At 47.4% G+C, this 11,292-nt stretch carries 12 protein-coding genes and 1 pseudogene; all 13 read left to right on the top strand.

Annotated elements, in window-relative coordinates; genetic code table 11:
- Positions 1 to 107: 107 nt before the first annotated feature.
- Positions 108 to 1,775, top strand: a pseudogene (locus V7K42_RS07560) (PAS domain-containing protein); the annotation flags it as partial.
- A gap of 8 nt (positions 1,776 to 1,783) precedes the next feature.
- The gene (locus V7K42_RS07555) at positions 1,784 to 2,413 is read left to right on the top strand and encodes a response regulator transcription factor (protein WP_334914961.1); all 630 of its coding nucleotides are present in this window, start codon (positions 1,784 to 1,786) and stop codon (positions 2,411 to 2,413) included.
- A 237-nt stretch (positions 2,414 to 2,650) separates the two neighbouring features.
- Positions 2,651 to 3,208, top strand: coding sequence for a DsbA family protein (locus tag V7K42_RS07550; protein WP_334914959.1), 558 nt, complete (start codon positions 2,651 to 2,653; stop codon positions 3,206 to 3,208).
- Positions 3,209 to 3,307: 99 nt separating this feature from the next.
- Positions 3,308 to 4,120, top strand: a complete 813-nt coding sequence (locus V7K42_RS07545) for an alpha/beta fold hydrolase (RefSeq protein ID WP_334914957.1) — start codon at positions 3,308 to 3,310, stop codon at positions 4,118 to 4,120.
- Positions 4,121 to 4,285: 165 nt separating this feature from the next.
- Positions 4,286 to 4,873, top strand: coding sequence for a Dps family protein (locus V7K42_RS07540; protein ID WP_334914955.1), 588 nt, complete (start codon positions 4,286 to 4,288; stop codon positions 4,871 to 4,873).
- Positions 4,874 to 5,069: 196 nt separating this feature from the next.
- On the top strand, positions 5,070 to 5,309 hold the full coding sequence (locus tag V7K42_RS07535; protein WP_334914953.1) for an SgcJ/EcaC family oxidoreductase: 240 nt from the start codon (positions 5,070 to 5,072) through the stop codon (positions 5,307 to 5,309).
- Positions 5,310 to 5,762: 453 nt separating this feature from the next.
- Positions 5,763 to 6,512, top strand: a complete 750-nt coding sequence (locus V7K42_RS07530; RefSeq protein ID WP_334914952.1) for an SDR family oxidoreductase — start codon at positions 5,763 to 5,765, stop codon at positions 6,510 to 6,512.
- 60 nt (positions 6,513 to 6,572) lie between these two features.
- On the top strand, positions 6,573 to 7,943 hold the full coding sequence (locus V7K42_RS07525; protein WP_334914950.1) for a SidA/IucD/PvdA family monooxygenase: 1,371 nt from the start codon (positions 6,573 to 6,575) through the stop codon (positions 7,941 to 7,943).
- Entirely contained in the window at positions 7,897 to 9,105 is a 1,209-nt protein-coding gene (locus V7K42_RS07520; protein ID WP_334914948.1) for an alpha/beta hydrolase, read from the top strand. The genes V7K42_RS07525 and V7K42_RS07520 overlap by 47 nt, the downstream gene beginning before the upstream one ends.
- Positions 9,106 to 9,411: 306 nt before the next feature.
- Positions 9,412 to 9,807, top strand: coding sequence for a DUF6130 family protein (locus tag V7K42_RS07515; protein ID WP_229561518.1), 396 nt, complete (start codon positions 9,412 to 9,414; stop codon positions 9,805 to 9,807).
- A 142-nt stretch (positions 9,808 to 9,949) separates the two neighbouring features.
- Positions 9,950 to 10,429: a nuclear transport factor 2 family protein gene (locus V7K42_RS07510; RefSeq protein WP_334914943.1), complete on the top strand. Its 480-nt coding sequence runs from the start codon at positions 9,950 to 9,952 to the stop codon at positions 10,427 to 10,429.
- 51 nt (positions 10,430 to 10,480) lie between these two features.
- Positions 10,481 to 10,885, top strand: coding sequence for a DUF302 domain-containing protein (locus V7K42_RS07505; RefSeq protein WP_334914941.1), 405 nt, complete (start codon positions 10,481 to 10,483; stop codon positions 10,883 to 10,885).
- A 124-nt stretch (positions 10,886 to 11,009) separates the two neighbouring features.
- The gene (locus V7K42_RS07500; RefSeq protein WP_334914939.1) at positions 11,010 to 11,234 is read left to right on the top strand and encodes a hypothetical protein; all 225 of its coding nucleotides are present in this window, start codon (positions 11,010 to 11,012) and stop codon (positions 11,232 to 11,234) included.
- Positions 11,235 to 11,292 lie beyond the last annotated feature (58 nt).

The raw sequence follows: 11,292 nt of genomic DNA, 5'->3' as shown, positions 1-11,292 counted from the left end.
AGTTGGCTTTGGCTTTCGTATCCATGATCAAATTAGCTGCCCAATGGGGATAAGTAAAATTTACCATTTTTCCCTATTCACGCAACAACGCCATTGCGATCTGCATTTTGATTGCCCGATGGATCGCTAAACCGATTGTCAGCGTCAGTCAATCGGCAAAAGCGCTAGCAGACGGTGCATGGGATCAGACGGTAGAAATTGAGCGATCGGGCGATTTGGGCGAACTGGCTCGATCGTTCAACCAGATGGCACAGCAGCTTCAAATCGCATTTGCCAAAATGCAGTCTTTAAACCAGACCCTTGCCCAAAGTGAAACCCGCCTCCAGAAAATTTTAGAGTCGGTTCCGGTAGGAATTGTGGTTATGGACGCAACAGGTGGCCCTTATTATGCGAATCAGAAGGCAATCCAACTTTTGGGCAAGGGCGTGCTGCCGTCTGTCACCCCAGAGCAAATTGCCGAGGTCTATCAACTCTATGTGGCAGGAACCGATCGCCCCTACCCAACCGAACAACTGATGATTAGGCGAGCGCTAAACGGCGAACAGGGCAGTGTGGATGATATCGAAATTCACCAGGGGAATCGCATCATTCCGATCGAAAGTTGGGGAACTCCAATTTTTGATGAGTCTGGCAATATTCTGTATGCGATCGCAGCCTTTCAAGATATCACCGAACGCAAACAAGCAGAGAAGCTTTTAGCAGAATACAATCGCACCCTAGAGCAACAAGTTGCAGAACGAACGACAGCATTGCAGGCAAACGAAGCAGAGCTACGCGGTGTCTACGACGAGCTTCGCTTACAGGAGCAGGAATTACGACTGATTACCGACGCTCTACCCGTTCTGATTAGCTACGTCGATGCCAATCGCTGCTTTCAATTTATCAACCGTACTTATGAGGTTTGGTTCAACCGTAGCCGCGATGAAATTTTGGGCAACCCTGTTCGTCAACTGCTGGGTGAGGCGGTTTATGAACGGGTTGAGCCGTATATTAATCAGGTGTTTGCAGGGCAAACTGTCCCTCTAGAAGCAGAAATCCCTTTTTTGGATGATAAGCGGTGCATCAGCGCGACCTTTATTCCTGATTTCGATGACAATGCTCAGGTAAGAGGTTTCTATAGTCTCATGACAGATATTAGCGATCGCAAACGAGCTGAACACACTTCTATCTTAGAAGAACGCAACCGGATGGCGCGAGAAATTCATGATACACTAGCTCAATCTTTCACAGGTATTCTGCTTCAAGTTGGAGCAGTAACACAAGTGCTGGTGGATGACCCGGAAGCAACCCAAGCACATCTAGAAATGATTGAGGAACTAGCACGCGCTGGACTAGCAGGCGCACGGCGATCCGTATCAGCACTCCGTCCGCGATTACTAGAAGAAGGTAATTTAGAGAGTGCCTTGCATCGTATTGTGGCTCAAATGCGCTCGACGACCGACACGGCTCTGATTTGCGAAATTCAAGGTACAGCCTATTCCTTACCAACCGAAGTGGAGAATAACTTACTTAGAATTGGGCAGGAAGCATTAACCAATGCGATTAAATACGCTGATGCTGGCGAAATTCGGGTTGAGTTAGTGTACAACGAGACACAGTGTATCTTACGGGTTAAAGACAATGGCAGGGGCTTTGGAGTAGGTAGCACTCCTTTGAGCGGTGGGTTTGGCTTATTAGGAATGAGCGAACGAGCAGAGCGCATTGGCGCACAACTATTGATTCAAAGCCAACCAGGTCAAGGAACAGAAATTATTGTTACCATCAATCGAGAGTGAGAATTACTATGAGCCAATCCACTAAGATTAAACTGCTAATTGTTGACGACCATGCCATAGTCAGAAAGGGTCTAGCAACCATCATTAACCGCGATCCAGAAATGACAGTGATTGCTCAAGCTGAAGATGGGCAACAGGCGATCGCCGCGTTTCGAGAATACCAACCTGATGTCACACTAATGGATTTACGAATGCCCAAAATGGGAGGTGTTGAAGCCATTATGGGCATTCGTGCTGAATTTAAGCAGGCTCGGATCGCGCTACTTACAACCTACGATGGCGATGAAGATATCTATCGTGGTTTACAGGCGGGCGCTCAAGGCTATCTGCTTAAGGATTCTAAACTTGGTGAGCTATTGAATGCGATTCGCGCCATTCATAATGGTCAGAAATACATTCCGCCAGAAGTGGGCGCAAAATTATTGCAGCGAATGACCAATCCAGAACTGAGTGAACGAGAGTTGGAAGTGCTGCGTTTGATGGCACAAGGAATGGGTAATCAGGAAATTGCGACTGTTTTGAGTATTGGTGAAAGTACCGTCAAATCCCATGTTAATCGGATTTTAAGCAAACTGGGAGTGAGCGATCGCACACAAGCCGTAATTACTGCTGTTAAGCGTGGAATTGTCAGTTTGTAAGTGGGGGAAAGGGAAGGGAATCTTTACTTTTTCCCCAATAGAATTGGCTTTAGACTCAAACTTTAGTTGGAGACAACCTTGCACTACGAGATGAACAGGTTCATCCATCGCTAGATTGTATAAAAATGTCAACTCAGAGTGGACGACAAGAGAGGGTCAATTGTCTATATTAAATCCATAGCAATGTAAGCGCAGTTGGGTTGTAAGGCAAAAGTATTGCTTAATACAAACCGAAACATGACTTACAACCGTGATAATCGTTCTTTATTCGTTCTGCCTTCAACCCAGGATCATATTCAAGGTGTACTGAATGCTGCTGTAGTACTCGTCATGTATGGAGATTATGAATGTTTTCAAAGTGCCAATGTCTATCGATTGATTAAAGTTGCCGGGCAGCAATTGAAGGTTTCGTTTGGAGAAAACAATGTAAGTTTTATCTTCCGTCACTTTCCTCAAGTACAGATTCATCCACATCCTCAACGGGCAGCAGAAGCAGCAGTTGCCGCAGCAGTTCAAGGGCAGTTTTGGCAAATGCATGAGATGCTGTTTATCCATCAACAGGAATTGGGAAATGGCTATCTAGTCGAGTATGCCAATCGTTTAGGACTTGATATTTCTCGATTTTTGCAGGATTTATCCAAGGGAGCGTATGTCAATCGGATCAATGCAGACATCGAAGGTGGATTGCGAAGTGGAGTGGAGGCTGCACCCGCTTTGTTTATTAATGGAATTCGCTATTTTGGTCGCTGGACTGTTGAGCAGATAATGGCAGCCGTTGTTGCTGCAAATGATTAAGGTTTTTGATGCTTATCCCAACAAGTATTTCATAACTTCTATACGGACGACAAGAACCAGATATTTCAGCAATTTAGCAAGAATATAAAGGCGATCGCAATGATGGTTTTTACACGGAAAAAAGTTCAAAAATTGTTGCTATGGTTATTTGGATTAAGTGTTGTCGTTGGAATATCAATGCATCCAACATCAGCCACCTCCAAGGAATTATCTCAAGCGTCCAACTCTAAACCTGCGATCGTTCTCGTTCATGGGGCTTTTGCTGACGGTACATCATGGCAACACGTTATTCCATTGTTGGAGCAGGATGGCTACAGAGTGACTGCTGTGCAGATTCCGCTCACCTCGCTTGCTGATGATGTAGCAACGACGAAGCGGGTGATTGACAATCAGAAAGGTTCCGTTGTTTTGGTCGGACATTCCTATGGTGGAAATGTGATCACGGGTGCGGCGGCTGGCAATTCACAGGTGAAAGCTCTAGTTTATGTTAATGCTTTTGCACCAGATGTTGGTGAAAAGACGAGTGATTTGAATAAAAAGTACGCAGCAGCTCCGATTAGCACAGCGATCGCACCTGATGCTGCAAACTTTCTCTATATTGATCGCGGGAAGTTTCACGAATTTTTTGCCCAGGACGTATCGAAGGCTGAAGCGCGAGTGATGGCAGCAACCCAAAAGCCGATCGCCAGCGCCGCGTTTGAGCAATCATTGAATGAAATCGCTTGGAAAAAGATTCCTTCTTGGTTTCTCGTGACTCAAAGCGATCGCGCCATCAACCCTGAACTTCAACGATTTATGGCTAAACGGATTGGTGCTAAGACAACCGAAGTTAACTCCAGTCATGTTCCTTTTATCTCTCATCCAAAAGAAGTTGCCAAAGTGATTGAAGCAGCAAGTACTGCTGTAAAGTAATCCCAATTTTAAGAGAAGCAGTTTCTCGGTACATACACAGGACTTACGCAAAATAATGAAAAAACGAACCACAAAGGACACGAAGGAATGAAATTTCAGAGAGTTATTGCGTAAGTCCTAATACAAATAGAACAGACCTAATTATTGACTCTAGGAGATTTGATCGTGCCGACTCAAAATACAGATATCACTGAAGTCGATCGCAGTCAACCCATACTGCATCAACATGGATATGAAATTCAGCAGTATGGTAGCCTTCGTGATTTGCCAATTGTTCTCAACCTCAGCGCCCGCAGCGAAAGCTGTGTTTTAGTCAATCAAATTTTGGCAGATACGATCATTATTTATCACCTTTACAAGAAACATCACTGGTTGATGCGCGGACATACATTTTATCAACTGCATCTATTGCTTGACAAACACGCCAGCGAACAAATTGAGTTAATTGATGCACTAGGTGAATGGGTACAAACACTGGGAGGTGTGGCGATCGCTGACCCGCGTCATGTGGCAGAAGTCACTAAGATTAAACGTCCGCCCAACGGCGTTGAGGAAATACCCGTGATGTTGTCGCGGTTACTGGAAGCCCATGAATTGATTATTGGGGAATTGAGAGTAGCGATCAATAAAACAGCAGCAAATCAAGATAGTGGCACTAACGATTTGTTAGTGAGCCAAGTCCTGCGTACCAATGAGACGCAAGTTTGGTTTTTGGCAGAACATTTGGTGGATACACCATTGGTACGCAGTTAAATTCAGCAGATCGGGTGTTGTAAATGAATCAGGACTTACGCAAACAATAGCCGAAACCCTTATTTTCATGTAGGGGCAATTCATGTAGACGCAGAGCGGCTTCCCGCAGGGTATTGCCCCTACAGCGTGTACTTTTGCGTAAGTCCTATGAATAACTAACAGTACTTCAGCGATCGCTCTAGGAAAACTCAAAACTATGAATTTACAAGCAGATCAAACCACCACTACTGCTGACGAGTCGGCAATCCGTGCTTTCCATCGCCAGATGATTGATGCTTGGAATCGAGATAGCGGCGAAGGCTTCGCTGCCCCGTTCAGCGAAACTGCCGATTTCATCACGTTCGAGGGTACGCATCTCAAGGGTCGAAAAGAAATTGCTGCATTTCATCAACAAGCGTTCGACACAGTTGTCAAAGGAACACGTCTGGAGGGTTAGGTGAATTTTGTCCGCTTCGTTAACTCGCAACTCGCGCTCATGCTCGTAGTTATCAGGGTAATACTGCCCGGACAAACCGAAACTTCACCGTCACGAGATTCGCTACCGCTATACGTCGTAACGAAACGCGACGAAGGTTGGCAGATCGAAGGGTTGCTCAATACCCGGAAGTTAACGCTAGAACGTCAATTCTTCTTAGACGACTTTGACTCACTGAGCGCAGAGGCTCAACGTCAAGTGACTGACCTCGTTTCAAGTCTCAAGCAGCCTCATCAAGCAGATCAATTAAAGGAGACGTAAGGAATGGCACGCTTGTTAAGATACAGTCCTTGCCCCAACTGGTTCCAACAATGATTGAAGGGTTAAATCTGCTATTCTCAAAATTGTGATGCAACAGAACCGATAACACTTCAATGGTTCACACAAATCCAGAATCCCCATCAGATTAACATAATGAAAAAACTAGAAGGAAAAATCGCCCTTGTCACGGGTGGCAATAGTGGTATCGGTCTTGCCACAGCTAAACAGTTTGTTGCTGAAGGTGCATACGTCTACATCACGGGTCGTCGCCAAGTCGAACTGGATGCTGCTGTAGAAGCCATTGGTAAAAATGTTACGGCTGTACAGAGTGATGTTTCTAATCTGGCAGACCTCGATCGTCTGTTTACCACCATCAAGCAAGAACAAGGACACCTCGATATCATCTTCGCTAATGCTGGCGGTGGACAAATTGCCCCACTTGGAGCAATCACTGAGGAACACTTTGACACAACATTTAACGTAAATGTTAAAGGTTTACTGTTCACTGTACAAAAGGCACTGCCACTGTTGCCAGAGGGCGCTTCTATTATCCTGAATGCTTCGATTACTTCTATAAAAGGTACGCCAGCTTTCAGTGTTTACAGCGCCACCAAAGCCGCCGTGAGATCGTTTGCTCGGAATTGGATACTCGACCTCAGAGAACGCAAGATCCGAGTGAATGCCATTAGCCCTGGTGTGGTTCCGACTCCTGGTTACGATCATTTGGGATTGAATGACCAGCAGTTGCAAGAATTCGTGGACAGCCAAGCCAGCACCATCCCACTGGGACGAGTCGGCACACCCGATGAGATTGCCAAAGCCGTTGTCTTTCTGGCTTCAGATGATAGCAGCTTTGTGAACGGCATTGAGTTGTTTGTCGATGGCGGTATGGCACAGATTTGAAGTCCAAAAGATGCTATTCCGATTCTTCCATCCATCGCAACGAGATATGAGGAGATCAACATGACAACGAGCAATTCCGATTTTGCTGCCCGCGAGGCACTACGCCTGCTCGGTCCCGATCCTGAAAACTGGGTACCCGATCGCCCTGGCATCGATCACAATGTCACTATAATAGGTGGCAGTGGTAGCGGTAGTACCTTTGTATTTGCGCTACGGCGTGCTGGGATCGGTCGCGTGACGGAGATCGATGCAGCCGATGACGAGGCTCATGCAGGCGTGTGGTTGACGCGAGCGCGGATGAGAACGCTCCGCACACCGAAACATCTGCCTGGTCCAGAACTAGGCATCCCAGAATTGTCCTTTCAAGCCTGGTACGAAGCGCGGCACGGTGCGGCAGCATACGCGGCGATCGATCGCATTGGGCGAGTGACTTGGGCTGAGTACCTCAGTTGGTATCGGCATTTCCTGGGTATCCAAGTTCGTTACCGGACGAAGTTGGTGCGGATTGAACCAGTCGCAGGTTTCTTCCGCCTACACCTTGAGGTAAACGGTGTCCCGCTCTTAGAGACTACGCGCAAAATTATCTTCGCCAATGGCGTGGCTGGCACGGGTGGTCCGAACATACCTCCAATACTGGCTGACTTACCCCGCACGTTGTACGCACATACCGCCGATGCCATCGATTTTGAAGCACTGCGCGGTAAGACTGTGGCGGTGCTGGGTGCGGCGGCTTCAGCTTTCGATGCAGCAGGAGTGGCGCTGGAATCGGGGGCTAAGGCAGTACATCTATTTGTACGGCGATCGGCGATCGCATCTCTGTCAGTCCTTCGGGTACGGGATTACCCTGGTGCTTACGACAACTATCCCCAACTACCCGATGCAGCCCGCTGGTTCCAGGCTTGGCGCTTTCATCAAGCAGGCATCGCGCCACCACCGAACTCGATTGAGCGAGCGATCGCTTTCCCTAACTTTCACATCCATCTATCTGCACCTTGGAAATCGGCACGGAAACTGGGCGAACGCATTGCCATCCAGGTGAACGATGATGTTTTCGAGTTTGATTTTACGATCGCTGGCACTGGTTACTTCGTTGACCCAACAAAGCGTCCCGAACTAGCCGACTTCCAAGAGCATATTGCCCTGTGGCGCGATCGCTACGAGCCACCCGAAGACCTGCGCGACGACGCTTACCTGAAAGACATTCACGTATTTAATCCTGCTGGTTTAGTCAGCTTCGGATTGCCAGTTGGTGACATCCATAGCATCCGCCGCGACGTACCTGCAATAGTATCGCGCATCAGTCACGACTTGTTCTTTAAGGACTGGGCGCATCATGAGGCACGTATCACAGGCGATATTGCCCCCGATTTTGAGAACTCGCTCTATGCTGCTGCGGTGTGGAAACAACCGATCGAGGCAGCGACCCGCTAGGTGGACAATTTTTTTCACCAGTAACAAAGAATTCCGGCTCTTAAACGATGTCAGTAGAAAGCGATCGCCATTTCACGATCGCTGCCGATCGAGCATCACTGTTAAATCAATTCACTTAACAGTGTCATTTCAACAGATTGTTTACTATTTATCAAAGGAGAATGTCATGGTTGCTCAAACAAATTCGCCAGCAGCAAAAATTTTGGAAGTTGCAGACGATCCACGTCTTTCCAGTGGGGTGAAGGCATTTTTGAAACTGCTGAACTCAGGAGGTGTGCCTCTAGAGACATTACCTCCACTCGAAGCGCGTCAAGTTCTCGTGGATGCACAAGCTTCCGTTCCAGTAGACCTTTCAGGCATTGAAGAGTCTGAGAAGACAATTACTGCTGACGGTTATTCGATTACGCTTAACATCGTGCGACCGGAAGGGGTCAAAGGCACATTGCCTGTTTTCATCTTTATTCATGGTGGTGGTTGGGTGTTGGGTGATTATCCAACACATAAGCGCATGGTTCGCGATCTGGTTGTGCTTTCAGGGTTTGCAGGGGTCTTTGTCAACTACACGCGCACGCCAGATGCTCAATACCCACAGGCGATCAATGAGATTTATGCTGCGACTAAATGGGTTGCCGAGCATGGTGAGGAGATTGGGGTGGATGGCAAAAATCTGGGTGTGGTCGGCAACAGTGTGGGCGGAAATATGACAGCAGTCACTGCTTTGAAGGCGAAAGAAAACGGAGGGCCACACATCAAGCTACAAATCATGATGTGGCCGATCGTAGACGCTAGTTTTGAAACAGAGTCGTATCACCAATTTGGTGAGAAGCGTTTTCTGACTACACCGTTGATGAAGTGGATGTATGACATGTACATAGCTAATCCAGAAAAACGCCAAGATATCTATGCCTCGCCCTTACAAGCTACGGTTGAGCAATTGCAAGGCTTGCCTCCAGCGCTCATTCAGGTTGCAGAAAGCGATATTCTGCGAGATGGAGGCGAAGCGTATGGGCGCAAGCTGGATGAAGCTGGGGTAAAAGTAACCACCGTGCGTTACAACGGCATGATTCATGACTTTGGACTGCTCAATGGTTTAGCCGAGGTTCCGGCAGTCCGCTCTCTGTTTGTTCAAGCTGCTGCTGAATTGAAGAAACATCTGCAATAGGATGCGATCGATGTTTTTGGGGAAGGGAAAAGACGCTCTTCCATCGCTTTGCTGCTTACCGAGTTAGCGTAGCGGAAAAGGGTAAAGCGGAATGGTACTAAGTTAAGACACAGCCCTTGCTGTGGTTCCCAGCCTGTAGGCTAGGAACTAATTCTGAGAGCCTCCGCCTCCAAAGGCTCGATGGAGGCAGAGGCTCTCGAAATACATTCCTAGCCTACAGGCTGGGAACGAGGTGAAACAAGACTTTCGGCTTATCTTAGTGCCATTTTGATCGTAATACAAACTACTCTCAGGTAATTACCTGCTATGAACAGCCACACACAGAGCGCTAGGGACATTATCGGATCATCACCGTTGATTGCGATTGAAAACGAAGCACCACCCAAGCTGATTGTCGATCCACCGCTTCCCGAACCGCTAGCACAGGGTCGCGTCTTTATCCAGTACCGGACGGAGAATTTGCGCGTGTTGCCGGTGTTTGGCAAAGGTGCCCTCGAAGTATCGCCGCGCATCGGTCATATCCACATCACCGTTGACGATGCGCCGTGGCACTTTGTAGATTCCAGTGGGGAAACGATCATCCTGGTCGGACTAGAACCTGGCGTACACAAGGTGCTGATCGAACTAGCTGACCCCACGCACAAAGTAATCACTAGCGAAACTGTGGAGTTCACGCTGCCCGATCCTAAGAAATCATCATGAAAAAACTAGAGGGAAAAATCGCAGTTGTGAGGGGGGCATCTGGGGAAACGCTGCACATCGCGGGTTGTAGTCATTGATCTGTATTAAACTGCTTTTGAGTTTGAGGTAGTTAGGTCGGCACACATTTACAGCAGAATTCAGAATGAACAACCCTGAAAATTCTCGACTACCCCTGCCGCCTTTTGATCATGAATCCGCTATCCAAAAAGTCCGAATTGCAGAGGATGCTTGGAACACACGTAACCCTGAACTAGTATCACTCGCTTACACATTGGATAGCGTTTGGCGCAACCGTTCAGAATTTCTATCTGGCCGTGAGGCGATCGCACAATTCTTGACACGTAAGTGGCTTAAAGAATTGGACTACCGTCTGATCAAAGAGCTTTGGGCTTTTCAAGACAACCGCATTGCTGTCCGATTTGCTTACGAATGGCATGATGATGCTGGCAACTGGTTCCGTTCCTATGGCAATGAAAATTGGGAGTTTGACGAACACGGATTCATGCGATGGCGTATTGCCAGCATCAACGACCTGCCAATTCACCAAACCGAACGCAAATTCCACTGGATACTAGGTCGTCGTCCTGACGAGCATTCAGGATTGTCAGACCTCAATCTTTGAAAAGCCCAACGACTATATCACCTAGTTTTATCCTACAAGAAGTTTACTGCTATGAATGCAAACAACGGCATCATTAGCCAGCTTAGTCAATATTCAGTGCCTGTAACTATTGATCGATTAGAAGCCGTCCTTGAAGTAAAAGGCATCACCATTTTTGCCCGTATCGATCAACAGGCTGAAGCCGAAAAAGTCGGACTAAGCCTGTGTCCTACACAGTTGTTGCTGTTTGGCAACCCGAAAGCCGGAACTTCCCTCATGGTGGCAGAACCAACGATTGCCCTAGATTTACCCCTGAAAGTACTGGCATGGGAAGCGACTGACGGCAAGGTGTGGGTGAGTTACAACGATCCTAATTACTTAAAAGAGCGATTTTCTCTCTGTGATGAGTTGGTGAAAAATATCGCTATCATTGCACCTTTAATCCATCAAGCACTTAGTTCCGCCGATCGCCAATAAGTTGCAGAATTAGCACGCGATGGCGCAAAGCGCCCGGCCAAAGGGCGATCGCACATTGGCGTTTTAGAAACAGCATTTAGGCAGTGGTGTCAAAGTCTGAAATGGGGTGACTACTGCCAGATAATTGCCCACCGCGATCGCCCTGACAACCAAGATCCGGGTGGTTTTTAAGAAAGAGAATGGTGAAAATCAACAAGCAACGAGAAAAACCATGAACATCAACAAGAATGACACCGCAGTAGTCGTCATCGATCCGCAAAACGATGTCTTGAGCGAAAAAGGGGTTTCCTGGGATTTGGTGGGTGAGAGTGTTAACCCGGATTTCTCACAAGTGAGAAAAAATCATTAGCTTGAGCAAAATTTTAGAGGATTTAATTGATACATCCTAAAGTAAGATTCAAAAGCAG

Source organism: Nostoc sp. (genome assembly GCF_036917455.1).
Taxonomy (GTDB): domain Bacteria; phylum Cyanobacteriota; class Cyanobacteriia; order Cyanobacteriales; family Nostocaceae; genus Nostoc.
The sequence above is the reverse complement of the archived record's forward strand: the minus strand, read 5'-3'. Positions and strand labels throughout refer to the sequence as shown.

What these genes read in the sequence shown, in the direction of transcription:
- V7K42_RS07555 (WP_334914961.1), top strand. Translation starts at nt 1,784, where the DNA reads ATGAGCCAATCCACTAAGATTAAACTGCTAATTGTTGACGACCATGCC.
- V7K42_RS07550 (WP_334914959.1), top strand. Translation starts at nt 2,651, where the DNA reads ATGACTTACAACCGTGATAATCGTTCTTTATTCGTTCTGCCTTCAACC.
- V7K42_RS07545 (WP_334914957.1), top strand. Translation starts at nt 3,308, where the DNA reads ATGATGGTTTTTACACGGAAAAAAGTTCAAAAATTGTTGCTATGGTTA.
- V7K42_RS07535 (WP_334914953.1), top strand. Translation starts at nt 5,070, where the DNA reads ATGAATTTACAAGCAGATCAAACCACCACTACTGCTGACGAGTCGGCA.
- V7K42_RS07530 (WP_334914952.1), top strand. Translation starts at nt 5,763, where the DNA reads ATGAAAAAACTAGAAGGAAAAATCGCCCTTGTCACGGGTGGCAATAGT.
- V7K42_RS07525 (WP_334914950.1), top strand. Translation starts at nt 6,573, where the DNA reads ATGACAACGAGCAATTCCGATTTTGCTGCCCGCGAGGCACTACGCCTG.
- V7K42_RS07520 (WP_334914948.1), top strand. Translation starts at nt 7,897, where the DNA reads ATGCTGCTGCGGTGTGGAAACAACCGATCGAGGCAGCGACCCGCTAGG.
- V7K42_RS07515 (WP_229561518.1), top strand. Translation starts at nt 9,412, where the DNA reads ATGAACAGCCACACACAGAGCGCTAGGGACATTATCGGATCATCACCG.
- V7K42_RS07510 (WP_334914943.1), top strand. Translation starts at nt 9,950, where the DNA reads ATGAACAACCCTGAAAATTCTCGACTACCCCTGCCGCCTTTTGATCAT.
- V7K42_RS07505 (WP_334914941.1), top strand. Translation starts at nt 10,481, where the DNA reads ATGAATGCAAACAACGGCATCATTAGCCAGCTTAGTCAATATTCAGTG.